This window comes from Aeromonas sp. CD (assembly GCF_033349375.1).
GTDB classification, from domain to species: Bacteria; Pseudomonadota; Gammaproteobacteria; order Enterobacterales; family Aeromonadaceae; genus Aeromonas; species Aeromonas hydrophila.
Genome location: NZ_CP137631.1, coordinates 2,730,003 through 2,748,461, shown reverse-complemented (window position 1 = coordinate 2,748,461; position 18,459 = coordinate 2,730,003). Strand labels below are relative to the sequence as shown.

The following is an 18,459-nucleotide window of genomic DNA, read 5'->3' as shown; positions in this document are numbered from 1 at the left end:
GGGTCAGAGCAGCTTGAAGGGGATGACCAGCCGGCCGGGCTCCACCTTGAGCGCCTCGACTTTATCTTTGATCCTGGCTTCGTTCTTGCGACTGCCGTCAAGCCGGTAGACGGGGGTCTGGGAGAGGAACAGCGAGAGCGACTGGTTGAAGGTGGGCAGCAGCGGAGTGAGGGCGGTACCCACGTCGGCCGGCTCGGTCTTGACCGAGATGAGCTCGAGATCGCGCAGATAGATGGCGCCCTGCTCGGCCACGTAGTCGGGGCGGGCGCTCAGGGAGAGGCGGATCTTCATCTGCTGGCTGCCAAGGGGGCTCGCTACCTGCAGATCGCCGGCGGCATCCAGTTCGACCCGGTCGGCCTGGCGGCGACCGATGCGGCTTTGCATCTCATCGAGGCGGATCTTGCTCGACATGATGCCGGGGATCCCCAGCTGCTTTTCGAAGGCGACCCTCTCTTTGAGGTATTGGTTGATCTCCCCTTCGCTGACGTTGTACTGGGTGAGTGAGCAGGCGGCCAGCAGCAGGCTGAGGGGGAGCAGAAGCAGGTGCTTTAACATCGAGGATCCCGTGGGTTGAGACAATGGTCATAAAGATGGCGCCATCTTAGGGGGAAATGGCGTTCGCTGCCAGCGTGGGCGGCGAGTCCGCGGTTTTTGTCGCAGCCTCATATGGGGGGTTGGCTGCGGTGCTCATACGGACAAGGCTGGCCGGACCTGCACGGTGGGCCGCAGCAGCCGTGGCACCCGCCATATCCACAGATAAGTTCCAGTTTTATCGGCATAAAAATCCCATTGACCGGGGGATTTCAAAGCGAGTATTTTACCGCCGCACAAATACAAACTGATAATCATTATCATTTTGAATCATATTTGAGGGTGTAACGTGGATACTCTTGTGATGGAAAATAGCGCGCCTGCCCAGGCTGCGTCTTCGCCCGAATTCTTGTTTACCTCGGGTCAGGGCACGCTCAGTGCCACTGACCTGGGCCAGCCTATCACCACCCCCGCCTGTGAATGGCCTTTGCTGGAACAACAGATCGCCGACGCGCTGGCCGCGGCCAGCGCCGCCGGCCAGGCCAACCCCCTGCTTATCGGTGCCTTCGCGTTTGACCCGGCGGAAGCCTCCTGCCTCTATGTGCCCGGCCGCTATGAGCGGGGCGATCGCCCTGTCCCGCTGGCACAGGTGCCGGCAACAGCGGCGATGGCAGAGCAGGCCATTGAGGCCAACCGGGTCATCTCGGTGCAGAGCACCCCGCCGGCCAGCGAATTCCAGGCCTCGGTCAGTGCGGCGCTGGATGCGTTTGCCGAGGGCCGGCTCGCCAAGGTGGTGCTGTCGCGCAAACTCACCCTTACCCTGTACCAGCCCGCCGACCCTAAGCAGGTGATGGCCCGTTTGATGGCCCAGAATCCCCACGCCTTCCACTTCTCCCTGCCGCTCGGCCAGGACCGCCGCCTGCTTGGCGCCAGCCCCGAGCTGCTGCTGCGGGTCAGCGGGGGAGAGGTGTTCACCCATCCGCTGGCGGGCTCCGCCAGACGGGCGAGCGAGCCGGCGCAAGATGAAATGGTGGCCCGGGATCTGCTGGCCTCTCGCAAGGATCAGCATGAGCACCGTCTGGTGATCGACGAGATCCGCCGGGTGCTGACGCCCCACTGCCGCGAGCTGGCGATCCCCGCTCATCCCTCGCTGATGAGCACGGATACCCTCTGGCATCTGGGCACCCCCATCGCCGGCCGGCTCAATGGCGGCGAGGCGTCGGTACTGTCACTTGCCTGTCAGCTTCATCCCACCCCGGCCCTGTGCGGCTATCCCACCGATCTGGCCCGCCAGTTCATCCGCGAGCAGGAGCCCTTCCGGCGCGCCCTGTTCAGCGGCATCGTCGGCTGGTGTGACAGCCAGGGCAACGGCGAGTGGGCCGTGGTGATCCGCTGCGGCGTGCTCGACGGCCATCAGGTCGAGCTGTTCGCCGGCGCCGGCATCGTCGCGGGCTCGGATCCCGCCATGGAGTGGGCCGAGACCGGCACCAAGCTGGGCACCATGCTAAAAGCCCTGGGCCTGGATTTGGAGGTGGCGCAATGAGCCAGCTTCAATATCTGGGCTGGCAGAGTGGGCAGCCGGATCTGAAAGCCCTGGGCCTGAGTCCGGAGGTGGCGCAATGACCCAGTCCAACCGCTTCCTGCCCTATACCCGCTGGCCTGACGCGTTGGCGGAGCTGTACCGCGCCAAGGGCTATTGGCGCGGCGAGCCGCTGACCGCCATGCTGGCGCGCCAGTGCGAGCTGGCCCCCGACGCCGAGGCCATCCTCTGCGGTGAGCGCCGCTTCAGCTATGGCGAGCTGGACGCCGCCTCGAGCCGACTGGCCGCGAATCTGGCTCACCACGGCCTGGGGGCGGGGGATACCGCGCTGGTGCAGCTCCCCAACGTGGCCGAGTTCTATCTGGTGTTCTTCGCCCTGCTCAAGGCCGGCATCGCGCCGGTCAATGCGCTCTTTAGCCACAACCGGCTGGAACTCCTCTCTTATGCCGAGCAGATCACACCGCGCCTCTTTATCGGCTCGCTGGCTCATCCGCTGTTTGCAAGCAAGGGGCGCGAGAGCGAGTTGCTGACCACCATAGGCGCCGAGCTGGTGCTGCTGGATGGCGATGGGGGAGAGCTGGGGCTGACCCGCTGGTTGGCGAAGGGGGCTGAGAGTGAGCCGGTGAAATCTGGCCCGACCCCGGCGGACGAGGTGGCCTTCTTCCAGCTCTCCGGTGGCAGCACCGGCACTCCCAAGCTCATTCCCCGTACCCATGACGACTACCTGTACAGCGTGCGCCGCAGCAATGAAATCTGTGAATTGGGGCCCCATACCCGCTATCTGTGCGCCCTGCCGGCGCCCCACAACTTCCCCCTGAGCTCCCCTGGCGCTCTGGGGGTGTTCGAGGCGGGCGGCACCGTGGTGCTCGCGCCCGACCCCAGCCCCATCAGCTGTTTCCCGCTGATTGCCCGCCACCGGGTCAATTTCACCTCTTTGGTGCCGCCGGCGGTCTCGCTCTGGCTGCAGGCTGCGGAAGCGGATCCCACTGCGCGCACTCAGCTCGAGAGCCTCGACTTGTTGCAAGTGGGCGGCGCCAAGCTGGGGGAGGCGGTGGCCAGCAAGATAGGGCCGCTGCTCGGCTGCCGGCTGCAGCAGGTGTTCGGTATGGCGGAAGGGCTGGTCAACTACACCCGGCTCTCTGATCCCGACGAGAAGGTGATCCACACCCAGGGCTGCCCCATGAGCCCGGATGACGAGGTGCGCATCCTCGATGAGGCGGGCAACCCGGTCGCCCCCGGCGAGCCTGGCGCCCTGCACACCCGCGGCCCCTATACCTTCCGCGGTTACTACCAGAGCCCGGCCCACAACGCCCGGGTGTTCGATGCCGAGGGCTTCTACTGCTCCGGCGATCTGGTGGTACAGGATGCCGATGGTTACCTCACCGTGGTCGGGCGGCAGAAGGATCAGATCAACCGGGGCGGCGAGAAGATCGCGGCGGAAGAGGTGGAAAACCAGCTGCTGCACCACCCGGCCATCACCCATGCGGCCCTGGTCTCCATGCCCGACAGCGCCATGGGGGAGAAGAGCTGCGCCTTTATCGTCACCACCGAGCCGGGGCTCAAGCCGCTGGCCTTGCGCAAGTTTCTGCGTGAGCGCGGGGTGGCGGACTTCAAGCTGCCCGACCGTTTCGAAACCCTGGACGCCCTGCCCATGACGGCGGTGGGCAAGATTGACAAGCAGGGGCTGCGGGCACGCATTGCGCACGCCATCGCCGCCAACCAGCCCCTGACAACAGCATAAAACTAAAAAAGGAATCATGACGTTATGGCTATCCCAACCCTGAACAATTACGCCATGCCCAGCCAGTGGAAGGCCAACAAGGTCGACTGGTCTCTGGATCCCAAACGCGCCGCCCTGCTGATCCACGACATGCAGGAGTACTTCACCGCCTTCTATGGCGAAAACAGCCCGCTGATTGCGGCGCTCACCGAGCACCTGGCTGCCGTGCGCAAGCAGTGCAAGGCCCTTGGCATTCCGGTCTTCTACACCGCCCAGCCCAAGGATCAATCCCCTGAAGATCGCGCCCTGCTCAACGACATGTGGGGCCCGGGCCTCAACAAGCGGCCCGAGCAGCAGCAGGTGGTGGCAGCACTGCGCCCAGAGCGTGACGACACCGTGCTGGTCAAGTGGCGCTACAGCGCCTTCCAGCGCTCCGAGCTGGAGCAGATGCTCAAAGAACTGGGGCGGGATCAGCTGATCATCGGCGGCATCTACGGCCATATCGGCTGCATGATGACTGCCTGCGACGCCTTCATGCGCGATATCCAGCCCTTCTTCCTGGCGGACGGGGTGGCAGACTTCTCCCTGGCCGATCACCAGATGGCGCTGGACTACGTGGCGACCCGCTGCGGCAAGGTGATCCCCTGCGAGGAGGTGCTGGCCCTTGCCCCGGCTTCCGCTTCTGCCGCCCAGCCCACTAATCCCTTGCTGACCAATCCGTTGCTGACGTATGAGGGGCTCAAGGCACGGTTGCTGAGCCATATCGACGAGGATGAAGAAGAGTTCGATGCGGACGAGAGCCTGATCGACTATGGCCTGGATTCGGTACGGATCATGGCCCTGCTCACCGAGTGGCGCGCCGCCGGGGTCGAGCTCGGCTTCGTGGATCTCGCCAAGCTGCCGACCCTCAACGGTTGGTGGCGCCTCATCGAGGCCAAGCTGGCAGCCCAGGCGCTGGAGGTGACCCCATGAACCGCTTCCCCTTGACCATCCCCCAGCAGGGGCTCTGGTCCGGACATCTGCTGAACGATGACAAGGCGATGTTCAACACCGCCGAGTGTATTGCCTTCGATGGCAAGGTCGAGGCGGCCGTACTGGTCGCAGCCCTTGCCAAGGCGGTGGGGGAGTGCGAGGCGCTCAAGGGCCATTTCGAACAGGACGGCGAGACGGTCTGCTTCGTCTCGCATGAGCTGCCCCTGGCCTATGAAGAGGTCTCCCTCGAGCGCGATGACGAGACGCAGGCCCGCGCCTGGGCCTGGGCCGATCTGCGCCGCCCGTTCGAGCTGACCCAAGAGGCGCCCTGCCGTTTCGCCCTGCTGCGCGGCCCCGGCCGCGATTACCTCTACAGCTGCGTGCACCATATCGCCCTCGATGGCTTTGGCACCACCTTGCTGTTCCAGCGCATCGCCGAACTGTATGCAGAGGGGCTGGCCGGTGAGATGAACTCCCCATCGCCCTTCGGCTCGTTGGCTGAGGTGCTGGCGGAAGAGGCGAGCCGCGAGCAGAGTGGCAAGAACGCCTCCGCCTGCGCCTTCTGGCAGGAGCAGCTGCAAGCCTGGCCCGAGGTGAAGTCCTTTGGCGAGACCCGCGCGCCCATCGCGGCCGACTTTATCCGCGAGAGCCGTCCGCTGCCGGCGGCGCTGTGGCAATCCCTGACCGGCTTTGCCGACGAGCACAAGCTGGGCTGGCCCGATCTGCTGCTGGCCGGCCTGTCGGCCCAGCTGGCGCTGTCGAGCGGCCAGGATAAGACCCTGCTCGGCCTGATGATGATGAACCGCATTGGCTCGGTATCGCTGACCGTGCCCTGTATGCAGATGAACATTACCCCCCTTGCTCTGGAGCTCGAAGAGGGGCTGAGTCTGGCGGGAGCCGCCGGCGCCGTGGCCAAGGCCAAGCGTGGGGTGCGCAAGCACCAGCACTACCGCTACGAACTGCTGCGCCGCGACCTTGGCCTGGTGGGGGGCGACAAGCGCCTGTTCGGCCCCCTGGTCAACATCATGCCGTTTGATCACGCTCGCCGCTTCGGGCCGCTATCTGCCCATATTCTCAATATCAGCGCCGGCCCGGTGGAGGATCTCACCATCGAGGTGCAGGTCGGCGTCGATGGCCAGCCCAGACTGGATCTGGACGCTAACCCCGGCTGCTACCAGCAGGGAGAGTTGGCAGCCATCGCCGATACCCTGTTTGCCCTGCTGGGACGTTGGCTGGCCGAGCCCGCCCAGACCCTGGGTGCGCTCAAGGCCGACTGGCTGGCCGAGCAGCGAGCCAGCGCCCTGATCGCCGGCCCTGCCCATGAAGTGATCAAGACACGGCCGGTGCTGGAGGCGCTCTGCCACTTCGCCGCCCAGACCCCGGACAAGATCGCGCTGGAGCAGGGAGAGGCCCGCTTCAGCTACGAGGCGCTGCTGGCCAGAGCCGAACAGATGGCGGCCGCCCTGCAAGCCGCAGGCGTCGCCCCCGGCGACAAGGTGGGGGTCATGCTGGCCCGCACCCCCCAGGCCATCTTCGCCCAGTTGGCGGTGCTGCTGGCGGGCGCCGTCTACGTGCCGCTCGACCCCGAGCAGCCGCTGGAGCGCCAGGGCCATATTCTGCGGCTGGGGGAGGTCAAGACCCTGATCACCCAGGCCGAGTACCGCCACAAGCTGGCCAGCCTGTTTGAGGGGCGCACGCTCCTCGCGGGGGATCTGGTGAGCGATAACCGCTTGAACCAGCCGGCCGCCGGCCGCGCCGTCGCCTACCTGATGTTCACCTCGGGCTCGACCGGCCTGCCCAAGGGGGTGGCGGTGAGCCACGGCGCGCTGGATCACTTCGCCGCCGCCGCCCGCTGCCGTTATCACCTGGATGAAGACGCGCGGATGTTGCAATTCGCCCCCTTCAACTTCGACGCCAGCATCGAGGAGGTGTTCGCCACCTTGAGCGCCGGTGCCACCCTGGTGCTGCGCACCGACGCCCTGCTCGAATCCATGCCCGCCTTTGCGACCGGGGTGGAGCAGATGGGGATCACCCACCTCGACCTGCCCACCGCCTTCTGGAACGAGTGGGTAGTGGCGTTGACGGCGGGTCAGGCCCATATCCCTGCCGGGCTTACCACCGTAATCATCGGCGGCGAGGCAGTCTACCCCGAGCAGCTAGCCCAGTGGCAGCGTCAGGGCCGCTCCGATGTGCGCCTCTTCAACACCTACGGTCCCACCGAGACCACAGTGGTGGTGACCACTCAGGAGCTGCAGCAGGAAGACCCGAGCCAGGCCCAGTTGCCCATCGGCCTGCCGCTGCCCGGCATGCAGGCGCTCATCCTGGGGGCAGGGGAACAACCCGCCAGCGAGGGGGAGCTGGTGCTGTTCGGCCCGCAGCTGGCCAACGGCTATGTGGGGGGTGTACAAGGCAGCTTTGGCACCCTGCGGATAGGTGGGGAGGAGCTGCCCGTCTATCGCACCGGCGATCGGGTGCGCCTGGTGGCTGGCCGGCTGGTCTACCTCGGCCGGCGCGACAACGAATTCAAGATAAGCGGCTATCGCATCCAGCCCGGCGAGGTGGAGGCCCAGCTGCTGGCCCTGCCGGGGGTGGATGAGGCCTGCGTGCAGGGGGTGAGCATCGGCAGCGTGCGCCGGCTGGTGGCCTTCGTGGCGGGGCCGGAGCGCGACAGCCGGGTCATCAAGACGCAGCTGGCCAAGGTGCTGCCTGCCGCCATGATCCCCACCGACTATCGCCACTATGACCAGCTGCCCCGCACCGGCTCCAACAAGCTGGATCGCAAGGCCCTGCTGGCCGCCTATCAGGCGGGCGGCGAAGCGTTGACCCTGGGCAGCGAGACCGAGAACCGGGTCGGCGCCATCTGGCAGCAGATCCTGGGGCTCGCCACCATGGCGCCCACGGACAACTTCTTCGAACTGGGGGGGCAGTCCCTGCAGACCATCCAGATCGTCAACCGGCTCGGCGCCGAGTTCGGGGTGCAGGTCAAGGTCTCCGACGTGTTCGATCACCCGCGCCTCGATGACTTCTGCCGTTTCCTCGACGGCCTGCTTGCCGAGGACGAAGAGAGCGTGGAGATGGTGTGGTGATGAGCAAGGAGCAACAAGCAATGGCCTTTGATTTCACTGGCAAGCGGGTCTGGGTGACCGGAGCCGGGCGCGGCATCGGCCGCGAGGTGGCAACGCAGTTCGTGGCAGCCGGCGCCGCCGTGGTGGGGCTGGATCTGGCGTTTCCCGAAGCCGACTACCCCTATGCCACCCGGCTGCTCGATATTGGCGATTCGAAGGCGGTCAACGCCTGCTGCGCAGCGCTGCTGGCAGACGGCGGGCTCGATGTGCTGGTGAACGGGGCCGGGGTCTTGCGCCTCGGCCCCACCGACGCCCTGAGCGATGACGACTGGCACGACTGCATGACGGTCAACGCCAGCGGCGTCTTCTATCTGCTGCGGGCCCTGGTGCCCCACTTCAAGGAGCAGCAGCGCGGCGCCATCGTCACCATCGGCTCCAACGCCGCCCATGTGCCGCGCATGCAGATGGCGGCCTATTGCGCCTCCAAGGCGGCCGTCACCAGCCTGACCCAGACGGTGGGGCTGGAGCTGGCCCCCTTCGGCGTGCGCGCCAACCTGGTGTCGCCGGGCTCGACGGATACCCCCATGCTGCGCGGCATGCTGCCAAGCGAGGAGGCCATGGCCCGCACCATTGTCGGGTTGCCGGAGCAGTTCAAGCTCGGCATCCCCCTGCGCAAGGTAGCCACCCCGGCGGAGATCGCCCATACCGTCCTCTTCCTGGCCTCGGATCTGGCCAGCCACATCACGCTGCAGGATCTGGTCGTCGACGGCGGCGCCACCCTGAGTGCCTGAGGCTTGAGAAACAGATGAACAATATGATTTTGCTGTTGAAACAGCTGGAACGGCAGGGGGTCAAGCTGGCGCTGAACGAGAAAGGCCAGCTTATCTCCCAGTCGAGCAAGGAGGCGGTGACGCCGGCCATCGGCGCCACCATCAAGGCCCACAAGGATGAACTGGTGCGCTGCCTGGCGGCCCGCGCCGCCTTCGAGGCGCCTATCGTCGCCGAGGGCGCCCGGCAGGGGCCGCTCTCGTCATCCCAGAGCGGGCTCTGGTTTATCGAGCAGTACGAGGAGGCCTCCCACCTCTACAACATGCCGGTCTATTTTCGCGTCAAGGGAGAGCTGGACACGGCGGCGCTGGAGTTTGCCTTCGACCACCTGTTTGCCCGCCACCCTAGCATGCGCACCCGCTTCATCAAGGACGAGGCGGGCAGGGGCGCGCAGGAGATCCTGCCCCACACGCCCTTCACGCTGCAGATTGAGGACGTGAGCGCAGAGCCCGGTGCCGAGCGGGAGGCCTATGTGGCCCGCCGGGTGCGCGAGGAGATAGGCCGCCCCTTCTCCCTGACCCAGGGGGATCTCAGCCGGGTACACCTTATTCGGTTGGGCAGCCGCGAGCACGTGTTGCTGATCACCCAGCACCACATCATCTCCGACGGCTGGTCGGTCAAGAACATGTTCGCGGATCTCAAGCGCGCCTTTCTTGCCCATCAGAACCGCGAGCCCCTGCAGGTGAGCGAACTGCCGCTCACCTACATCGACTATGCCCGCTGGTTCAACTCACCGCGTTTTCTCGATTATCACGCCGAGTTCAAGCCGTTCTGGGTCGACCGGCTCGGTGGCAGCCCCGAGGTACACGGTCTGCCGCTGGACAAGCCGCGCCCGGCCCATCAGGACAGCGGCGGCGAGCTGGTCTTCTCCACCATCGACAACGATCTGTGGGAGAGCTTCAAGCGCCTGTGCCAACGTCACAGCACCTCCAACTTCATCGGTCTGCACGCCCTGTTTGCATTGCTGATGGTGCGCCAGAGCGGCGAGAAGGAGGTGGTGATCGGCACCCCGCTCGCCTATCGCGAGCGCCACGAGATCGAGTCGCTGGTGGGCTTTTTCGTCAACACCCTGGTGCTGCGCACTCAACTCAGCGGCAAGCCCAGCTTTGTCGACTATCTGCAGCAGTGCCGGGAGGAGGATCTGGCGGCCTTCGATCACCAGCTCTACCGCTTCGAGGCGCTGGCCGAGGCCATCGGCGCCGATCGCACTACCGCCATCAACCCCATCTTCCAGATCATGCTGGTCTATCAGGCCAAGGTGGACTTCAACGATCTCATCCCCGGCTGCCAGCTGGTGGAGGAGACCTCGCCTGTGCTGCCGGCCAAGACCGACATCTCGGTCAAGGTGACCGAGCTGATGGACTCCGTCAGGGTGGACTGGCTGTTTGCCACCGCCCTGTTCGAGCGAGAGACCATCCAGGCTCTTGCCGATCGCTTGTTGCACCTGATGCGCGCCGTGGTGGCGGCCCCCGAGACCGACATCTGGCAACTGCCGCTGGAGGCGGGCACTGACCAGGCGGCGCTCGCCGCACAGCTTGCCGATCTGCCGCGGGATTACCCGAGCCGCGACACCCTGCTCTGTCATATCGAGCGGCGCGCTGGGCAGTGCCCGGACGCGCTGGCGGTCAGCGACGGCGCGCAATCGTTGACCTATGGCGAGCTGGAGGTGCGTTCCAACCAGTTGGCCCACTGGCTGCAATCCTGTGGCGTTACCCCGGGCACCGCCATCGGCATTCAGGCCAGACGCGATGTCGCCTTCGTCATCGCCCTGCTTGCCTGCTGGAAGGCGGGGGCGGCCTATGTGCCCCTCGATCCTGCCTATCCCGCCGAGCGGCTGGCCCATATCTTAGGCGATGCATCCATCAGCCTGGTGCTGGGCGGCGTGCCGGACCCGCGGCTTGGCGAGGCGCTGGCGGGCACGGGTGCCGCGTATCACGATCTGCACCAGCTTGCGCTGGACAAGATGCCAACCAGCACGCCTACACTGCCTCGGGACGCCGCCATGCTGGCCCAGATCATCTACACCTCCGGCAGCACCGGCCTGCCCAAGGGAGTCATGGTGGAGCAGGGCAGCCTGGTCAACCTGATGGCGGATCACGGCGAGCGGATCGCTCTTGATCAGAATGGCGCCATGTTCAACTGCATGTCCCTCTCGTTTGATGCCGGCAACATGACCAGCTTGCTGCCCCTGTACTGCGGCGCGGCCCTGCACTTCGGCGAGCCGGGCGAGGGGGTGATCGGTGCCGCGATCGCTTGCGGCGCCAGCCACATGATTTTGCCGACCGCCCTGCTGGCGAATCTGTTGCCACCGGCGGATCTCGGTTCCCTCAAGGCCATCGGTTTTGGCGGCGAGGCGTGCCCGAGCAGCCTGGTGGAGCGTTGGGGGGAGCGGGTGGCCCTGTTCAACATGTACGGCCCGACCGAGTGCACCGTCACCGCGCTCTGCGCGCGGCTCACCCCAGGGGCGCCCATCACAATCGGTCGCCCCATCAACAACCTGAAGGCGCTGATCCTGGACGAGGCGGGCAACCTCTGCCCGGTGGGGGTCCCCGGAGAGCTCTGCCTGGCGGGGCTGGGGCTGGCCCGCGGCTACCTCAATTTGCCGGAGCGTACCCAGGAGGCCTTTATCGAGCTGGTGCTGGCGGATCGACCCCATCGCCTCTATCGCACCGGCGATCGGGCCCTGCTGCGCCGCGATGGCAACATCCAGTATCTGGGCCGGATAGACGAGCAGATCAAGCTGCGTGGCTATCGCATCGAGCCGGGTGAGATAGAGACCCGGCTCGCCGAATTGTGCCCGATCATCCGCCAGATCAAGGTGGTGGTGCAGGAGGGGCGCCTGCTGGCGTATGCCTGTTTGCAGGCCGGGGCAAGGGAGCCCGACGGCGACACCCTGCTGCAGCGGGCCGGCGAGTGCCTGCCCGAATACATGGTGCCGGCGCGCCTCTGCTGGTTGCCCGAGATGCCGCTCACCCCCAACGGCAAGCTGGACTTGCGCCGCCTGCCCGCCATCGTCTGGCAGCAGAGCAAGGGCGAGCCGCAAAACGAACTGGAGCAGACCGTGCTCGCCATCTGGCAAGGGGTGCTCAAGCAACCGCTCGGGGTGGAGGATGACTTCTTCCGTTTGGGCGGTGACTCCATCCTCAGCATCCAGCTCACCACCAGGCTGCGGGATGCGGGACTGCACTGCAGCGTGAAGGACGTGTTCGAAGCCAAGACGGTGCGCCGCCTCTGCCGCCAGCTCGGCCAGCAGCAGGCCGTCAGCCACAGGAGCGAGCAGGGCAGCCTGACCGGCGAGTTCCCGCTCCACCCCATTCAGCACTGGTTCTTCGAGCAGGGCTTTGCCAAGTCCGGTCACTGGAACCAGGGGGTGATCCTGCGCCTGCCGGCCGGGGTGGACGATGAGGCCCTGCGCGGCTGGCTGGATACCCTGCGCCAGCACCACGATGCCCTGCGCCTGGCGGTGACCCCGGCCGGTCAGCGCTATCTGGCCGAGCTGACATTGCCGCCGCTGCCGACCCTGGATGCCGGCAGCCTCGATGAGGCCGAGCTGCAGGCCCGCCTGACCGAGCTGCAGGGAGATTTCGACCCCGCCAGCGGCCACACCCTGGCCTGGGCCCGCCTGCGCAATCTCTCTCTGGAAGGTGAGCGGGAGGGCGAGACGGTGGAGGGGCTCTTCCTCGCCTTCCATCACCTGGTGATCGATGCGGTCTCCTGGCGCATTCTGGCCGAGGATCTGGCCCGGGTGAGCAGGGGCGAGCCGCTGCCCGCCAAGGGCAGCAGCTATCGCCAGTGGGGCGAGGGGCTCGCAGCCTACGCCAAACGGGAAGAGGATCAGCTTGGCTTCTGGTTGGCTCAGGGGGAGGGCAGCCAGGGTCACCTGCTGGAAGCGGCGCGCGCCGCCGATGGCCGCGCCGCCGCCAGCCTGCTGCAACTGAGTCAGGAGACCACTGCCCGGCTCATCGACACCGCCAACCAGGCCTACTTCACCCGGGTGCCCGACTTGTTGCTGGCGGCCCTGACCCGCACCCTGAGCGAGCAGGGTTACGGCAGCCGTCACTGCGTGATGCTGGAGGGACACGGTCGTGAGGCCATCGATGCTGAACTGGATGTGAGCCGTACCCTCGGCTGGTTCACCAGCACCTACCCGCTGGCGCTGGCGGATGCCGGAGCGTGGGATGCGCTGGTGTGCGCCACCAAGGAGCAGCTGCGCGCCGTGCCGGACAAGGGGGTGGGCTTCAACGCCCTGCGGCTGCACCACCCACGTGGCTGGGCACTGCCCGAAGCCCTGGTGGTCTTCAACTACCTGGGGGTCAGCCATCAGGGCGAGGCCGCTCAACCCTGGCAACCCCTGCCGATGGCGCCGGGGGCACCCAGTTCCCCTGACAACCTGCCGCGCGAGCTGGTCAGCCTGCACGGTGGTGTGTTTGATGGTCGCCTCACCCTGCGCCAGGTGGGCGCCCTCAACCAGCAGGCGAGCGACGCCCTGATGGCGCGGCTGGCGGACAACCTGACGGCGCTGGTGGAACACTGCTGCAACCTGAAGGCCCCGCGCCATACCCCGAGCGACTTCCCGGGGCTTGGCCTCTCGCAAGCCGCGCTCGATCGGGTGCTGAGCGGGCGTGAGGTGGAGACCCTGCTGCCGATGACATCGCTTCAGCAGAGCATGTTCCATCACAGGGCGCTGCTGCCCCGGGATCACGCCTATCACCTGCAGACCGAGATCGACTATCACCAGCCGCTGGACGTGGCGGTTTACCGTCAGGCCTGGCAGGGTCAGATCGCCCGCTGGCCGGCCCTTCGCAGCGAACTGGTGCTGGCGAATAGGGTCGCGCTGCAGCGCATCCTCAAGCATGCCGAGTTGCCGTTCCACTATGAAGACTTGTCTGAAGTGGAACATGCAGAGGCACGGGTCCAGGCCTACCGCGAGCAGGATCTGGCCAGCCCGATCCCGCTCGAGCAGGCGCCCCTGCTGCGACTTGCCTGCTTCAAATTGGCCCCCGATCACCACAAGGTGATCTTCAGCGCCCATCACGGCGTGCTGGATGGCTGGAGCGGCCCCGTGTTGCTGGGTGCCCTGCATCGCGGCTATCAGGCGCTGATGAACGGCCTGCTGCCGCAGGGCGAGCCGGATACCGCCTGGCTAGAATTTGGCCGCCATATCGCCAGCCAAGCCCGCAGCGCCGAGGCCTACTGGCAGGGGCGAGGCGAGCTCTTGGCAACGCCCAACGATCTCGCCTGCCTGTTCGGGGTGACGCTGGACGCTAGCTCAAGCGGGCGCCATACCCAGCAGCGACCGGCGGTGTGTGCCACGGCGCTGCCGGCCGAGGTGGCAACCTTGCTCGCCCATCGTGCCCGCGACCTTGGCGTGACTGCGGGCCTGTTGGCTCAATATGCCTGGCACCGTCTGCTGGCACGCCGTTCTGGCGATGCCGTCACCCTGGTGGGCAACGTGACCCCGGGGCGGGATTACCCCATCGAGGGGATCACCGCGAGCGTCGGGCTCTACATCAACAGCCTGCCACTGGCGCTGGCGTGGCGCACCGAACTGACTCTGGCCGAGCATATCGCCCGGTTGCAGACCGACCTGATGGCGCTCAACGAGCACGGCACCCAGTCGCTGGCGGCACTGACCAAAGGCCGGGCGCGCCTGTTTCAGAGTCTGTTCGTGTTCGAGAACTACCCCATGCCGGCGGCCCCTGCCGCCCCCGAACCCCACCAGCTGGTGCCGCGCTTTGGCGCCGTGGTGGAGAAGGTGGAGCTGCCTCTGTCGCTCGTGGTCAGCAGCCGGGGCGAGACGTTCCAGCTGCGCCTCGAGTTTGACGGCGAGCAGATCCCCGAGGCCCGGGCCGAGGCGGTGCTGGCTGCCTGGCTGGCCGAGCTCGACTGGCTGGCGCAGGCGGATCTGAGCCAACCGGCCAGAGTGGCGGCGGCCGCGCCGTTCCCAGCACAAGGAGCTGCCACACCATCGACTGTCACACAGGTGGCCGCCACCAAGGCTGAGTCCGGCCTGGCTCAGCCACCGGCCGAGGCCCGCGTTCTGGTGGCCCTGTGGGAGCGCCAGTGCGGCGTACCCGGCATCTGGCAGCAGACCCTGTGTGAACTCGGGGTGGATTCGGTGCAGCAACTCGCCCTGCTAGCGGCCCTCAACGAGGCGTTTGGCCAGGAGCGGGCGCCGCTCACCCTGCAGACCCTCAAGGCCCATCCATCCCCCAGCCGGCTCTATCGGCACTGGCTGGTGCGCCAAACGGAGGTCGCGCTATGACGGTGACCATCAAGCATGAGGCTTCGCTCGTGCAAACCCGGCCTGCCCCCCGTGAGGGGGCGGCCAACCTGGGTGTGCGGCTGGCGGCATGTCTGGCCGCCACCCCGCTGGCCCCCGCCATCCGTATGGGCGGGGAGGGCATCAGTGAGGGCGGATCAGATGAGCAGTGGCTTAGCTACGGCGCGCTCAATGATCGGGTGGCCCAGATTGCCGCCCGCCTGCAGGGGCTGGCGGTGGGGGAGCGAGTCGGCCTCTATCTCTCCCGCAGCCCCGATCTGGTGGCCAGCCTGCTGGCCTGCCTGCGGCTCGGCCTCACCTTCGTGCCCCTTGAGCCGGACTTTCCGGTGGAGCGGCTGCAGGGGATCGCCCGTCAGGCGCGCCTGTCGGCGGTGATCTGCGACGGCGACAGGCCGGCTCCCGCCTTCGGCTGTCCGCTGCGCACCCTCGACGGGCCGGTAGCGGCAGGGCCCGTTTCCTGGCCTCAGGTGGATGACGCCCTGGCCGCCTACATGATGTTCACCTCGGGCTCCACCGGCGAGCCCAAGGGGGTGGTCATCAGCCGGCGGGCCCTGCTCTGCTTCCTCGACGGGATCCGCGAGCGGCTCGGGCTCTCACCTGGCTGCCACTGGCTCTTTATCACCACCCCGGCCTTCGACATCTCCCTGCTGGAGATGCTGGGACCGCTCTGGGGCGGTGGCCGGTTGACGGTGGCGGGCGGCGAGCACAACAAGGATCCACTGGGGATGCTGGCGCTGCTTGAGGGCGACCCCTCCATCAACTGGCTGCAGGCCACCCCGGCCTGCTGGCGCATGCTGCTCAAGGCCGGCTGGCAGGGGCGCAATACCCTCACCGCCCTGTGCGGTGGCGAGGCGCTGGACCCAGCTCTGGCCGAGCAGCTCTGTGCCCGCACCCGGCGGCTGTGGAACTGCTACGGGCCCACCGAGGCCACCGTCTGGTCGCTGGTGAGCGAGGTGCGCTGGCCACCGACTGATGGCCAGATCACCATCAGCCACAGCCTGCCCGGCTATCGGCACTGGGTGCTGGACGAGGCGGGGCAGCCGGTGGCAGAGGGAGAGTGCGGCGAGCTCTGCATCGAAAGTCCGGCCCTGTGCGAGGGGTACTGGCGCAAGCCGGCCTTGACCAGCGCCGCCTTCCTGCGCCTTGCCACCCATCGCCTCTATCGCACCGGCGATCGGGTGCGGCGGCTGGGGGCGGACAGCTTCCTCTATCTGGGGCGGCGCGACGATCAGGTCAAGCTGCGCGGCTTTCGCATCGAGCTCGGCGAGGTGGAGGCGGGACTGCGTCGTCAGGCCGGGGTGCAGGAGGCGGCGGTGCGTCTGGTGGGCGAGGGGGACGAGGCCATGCTGGTGGGCTACGTGGAGGCGAAAAGCGGGGTGACCCTCAACCGGCTGGCCCTGCGCAAGGGGCTGCAGGCGACGCTGCCGCACTACATGGTGCCGGCGCGGCTCATGCTGCTGGATGCCCTGCCCAAGACCGGCAGCGGAAAATTAGATAGGAAGGCGCTGCCCTTGCCGGAATAAGTTGGACGTTAAAAGCCATGGATAAAAAAGAAGCCCGCATATGCGGGCTTCTTTTTGGGCGCTGATCACGCGGGCTTATTGGGTGATGGGGGCCGCATCGGGTTTGGCCAGCAGCTGCTCGACGTCGTCGATCACCTTGAGGGCCGCCTGGGGGCCGCCGGTGGAGGTCCACAGGGATCCGTCCACGGCGCCGAAGCGCTTGCTCTTGATGGCGCCGAGCTGCTGGAAGGCCGGGGTCTGCTCGGCCTGCCTCATGGCATCCACCGCATCGCCGCTGGCGCTGAGGGTGCCGATCACCAGCCAGTCGCCGTCCAGCAGATTGAGGGATTCGAGGCTCAGGGCCGGGGAGTGGGGGGTCTTGTCACCGATCTGGTGGGTCGGTCGGGTCAGCCCCATCTCTTCCACCACGCTGCTGGCGAAGGTGCCGCTGTGCATGTAGCTCGGGCCCTTGGGGTTCCAGCGCACTATGCTCAGGCGCTCGCCCTGATGCTTGGCAAGCTTGCTGCGGGCTTGCTGCAGGCGGGCGTCATACTGGGCGAGGAAGGTCTTGGCTTCGGCGTCCCGGTTCAGCACGTGGGCGCTGCGATTGAAGATCTCTTTCCAGGAGTCACCCCAGTTGCCGGTGACCACGGTGGGGGCGATCTCCTTGAGCAGGGCCAGCAGCTCGGGCTTGGTCTGGCCGGTGAGGATGAGGTCGGGTTCCAGATCGATCAGCTTCTCCAGGTTGGGGTTGTCCAGATCGCCGACCACGGCGATCTCCTTGCCCGCCTGTTGCAGCAGGTAGCGGGGCAGGGTGGACTGGCCACGGCCATTGACGGTGCCGACCGGTTGCAGCCCCAGGGTCAGGGCGCTGTCCAGATCGATTTCGCTCAGCACCACCACCCGCTTGGGCTGGGCCGGTACGACCTGGGTCTTGCCGTCGGCATCGGTCACCTGACGGGTCTCGCTGCCGGCCTGTGCCTGGAAGCCGACCAGGCTGGCCAGCATCAGCACGGCAGCCAGGGGAGAGGAGATCTTCATCGTTACATCCTTCTTGGTGAAATCAGTGGGACACTGGGCCCCAAACGGGCGAACTCATGCTACCACAAATTCAAATGATAAGAATTGTCATTTGTGTTTGTGGCATGAGGAGGGCGCGGTTTGCTACCATGCGGGCTCACCCACCAAGGGCTCTTCGTGATGTTCATTGCCACTGCGCCAGCCTGTTCACTGGATCGCTTTATCGTGCAGGCCGACAGCCTGCCGCTGCCCGGCACGGCGCACATGGCGCTGCAACGGGTCTGCTTTGACCCCGCCGCCTTCACCCCGGCCTGTTACGATGCGGCCGGCATGGTGCTGCCCGCCAGCTTGCAGCGCGCGGCCCCCAAGCGGCTGGGGGAGTTTCTGGCCGGCCGGCTGGCGGCGCGCCGGGCCTTGCACCCCTTTGGTCTGGGCCAGCAGCAGGTGAGCATAGGGGCCGCCCGCGAACCCTGCTGGCCTGCGGGGTTTGAGGGCAGTATCAGCCACAGCCTGTTGCAGGGGGGCGGCATGGCGCTGTGTGCGGTGCGCCCCGGCCGGGCGGGGATGGGGCTGGATCTGGAGGGCTGGCTGGCAGAGGGGCAGGCGAGCGAGCTCTGGCCCGGCATTGCCAGCGGGGAGGAGTGGGACCGGCTGGCGGCCGCTGCCCACGCCGTTGGCCTCAGCAGGGCTGAGGCGCTCACCTTGATCTTCTCGGCCAAGGAGAGCCTGTTCAAGGCGCTCTACCCCAGGGTGGGGCGCTATTTTGACTTTCTCGATGCCCGCTGGCTGGCCATGACGGAGCAGATCCTCACCCTCGAACTGGTGGGCGGGCTGACCCCGACACTGCCGGCGGGTTGGCGCTGCACGTTGTACTGGCAGCCAATGTACTGGCAGGCACTGCATTGGCAAACAGGGCTCTGGCAAACACGGCCGGGCGGGGTGCTCACCAGCCTGCTGCTGTGAGTGGCGGCGCGCCGAGACACAAGCATAAAAAACCG

The 18,459-nt window shown here is 66.7% G+C and carries 10 protein-coding genes; 8 read left to right on the top strand and 2 right to left on the bottom strand.

Annotated elements, in window-relative coordinates:
- Positions 1-3: 3 nt before the first annotated feature.
- Positions 4-555: a lipoprotein gene (locus tag R2E40_RS12720; RefSeq protein ID WP_024944003.1), complete on the bottom strand. Its 552-nt coding sequence runs from the start codon at positions 553-555 to the stop codon at positions 4-6.
- Positions 556-880: 325 nt separating this feature from the next.
- On the opposite strand from R2E40_RS12720, the gene amoC reads away from it, so the two are divergent.
- The 7 genes from amoC to amoH all read left to right on the top strand — a co-directional run bounded on the left by amoC (position 881) and on the right by amoH (position 16,462).
- Positions 881-2,074 (top strand): amonabactin biosynthesis isochorismate synthase AmoC, encoded by a 1,194-nt coding sequence (gene amoC, locus R2E40_RS12715; protein WP_318163518.1) that lies wholly within the window; start codon positions 881-883, stop codon positions 2,072-2,074.
- Between the two features lie 76 nt (positions 2,075-2,150).
- Complete coding sequence (gene amoE, locus R2E40_RS12710) at positions 2,151-3,812, top strand: amonabactin biosynthesis (2,3-dihydroxybenzoyl)adenylate synthase AmoE (RefSeq protein ID WP_318163517.1); 1,662 nt, start codon at positions 2,151-2,153, stop codon at positions 3,810-3,812.
- Between the two features lie 24 nt (positions 3,813-3,836).
- Positions 3,837-4,763: an amonabactin biosynthesis bifunctional protein AmoB gene (gene amoB, locus R2E40_RS12705; protein ID WP_318163516.1), complete on the top strand. Its 927-nt coding sequence runs from the start codon at positions 3,837-3,839 to the stop codon at positions 4,761-4,763.
- A complete protein-coding gene (amoF, locus tag R2E40_RS12700) occupies positions 4,760-7,849 on the top strand; it encodes an amonabactin biosynthesis non-ribosomal peptide synthetase AmoF (RefSeq protein WP_318163515.1) in 3,090 nt (1,029 codons plus the stop codon). Before amoB ends, amoF begins: the two co-directional genes overlap by 4 nt.
- A 20-nt stretch (positions 7,850-7,869) precedes the next feature.
- Positions 7,870-8,619 (top strand): amonabactin biosynthesis protein AmoA, encoded by a 750-nt coding sequence (amoA, locus tag R2E40_RS12695; RefSeq protein ID WP_318163514.1) that lies wholly within the window; start codon positions 7,870-7,872, stop codon positions 8,617-8,619.
- Between the two features lie 14 nt (positions 8,620-8,633).
- Positions 8,634-14,921: an amonabactin biosynthesis non-ribosomal peptide synthetase AmoG gene (gene amoG / locus R2E40_RS12690; protein WP_318163513.1), complete on the top strand. Its 6,288-nt coding sequence runs from the start codon at positions 8,634-8,636 to the stop codon at positions 14,919-14,921.
- A complete protein-coding gene (gene amoH, locus R2E40_RS12685; protein WP_318163512.1) occupies positions 14,918-16,462 on the top strand; it encodes an amonabactin biosynthesis glycine adenylation protein AmoH in 1,545 nt (514 codons plus the stop codon). The genes amoG and amoH overlap by 4 nt, the downstream gene beginning before the upstream one ends.
- A gap of 75 nt (positions 16,463-16,537) precedes the next feature.
- On the opposite strand, the gene R2E40_RS12680 is transcribed toward amoH, so the two are convergent.
- Complete coding sequence (locus R2E40_RS12680) at positions 16,538-17,482, bottom strand: amonabactin ABC transporter substrate-binding protein (RefSeq protein ID WP_201899125.1); 945 nt, start codon at positions 17,480-17,482, stop codon at positions 16,538-16,540.
- A gap of 156 nt (positions 17,483-17,638) precedes the next feature.
- On the opposite strand from R2E40_RS12680, the gene amoD reads away from it, so the two are divergent.
- Positions 17,639-18,424 carry an amonabactin biosynthesis phosphopantetheinyl transferase AmoD gene (gene amoD, locus R2E40_RS12675; RefSeq protein ID WP_318163511.1) on the top strand — a complete coding sequence of 262 codons (786 nt, stop codon included), beginning with the start codon at positions 17,639-17,641 and terminating at the stop codon, positions 18,422-18,424.
- The last annotated feature ends 35 nt before the right edge of the window (positions 18,425-18,459 follow it).

Bases quoted from the DNA above. Each gene is read 5' to 3' on its own strand.
- R2E40_RS12720 (WP_024944003.1), bottom strand. From the start codon at position 555: ATGTTAAAGCACCTGCTTCTGCTCCCCCTCAGCCTGCTGCTGGCCGCC.
- amoE (WP_318163517.1), top strand. From the start codon at position 2,151: ATGACCCAGTCCAACCGCTTCCTGCCCTATACCCGCTGGCCTGACGCG.
- amoB (WP_318163516.1), top strand. From the start codon at position 3,837: ATGGCTATCCCAACCCTGAACAATTACGCCATGCCCAGCCAGTGGAAG.
- amoF (WP_318163515.1), top strand. From the start codon at position 4,760: ATGAACCGCTTCCCCTTGACCATCCCCCAGCAGGGGCTCTGGTCCGGA.
- amoA (WP_318163514.1), top strand. From the start codon at position 7,870: ATGGCCTTTGATTTCACTGGCAAGCGGGTCTGGGTGACCGGAGCCGGG.
- amoG (WP_318163513.1), top strand. From the start codon at position 8,634: ATGAACAATATGATTTTGCTGTTGAAACAGCTGGAACGGCAGGGGGTC.
- amoH (WP_318163512.1), top strand. From the start codon at position 14,918: ATGACGGTGACCATCAAGCATGAGGCTTCGCTCGTGCAAACCCGGCCT.
- R2E40_RS12680 (WP_201899125.1), bottom strand. From the start codon at position 17,482: ATGAAGATCTCCTCTCCCCTGGCTGCCGTGCTGATGCTGGCCAGCCTG.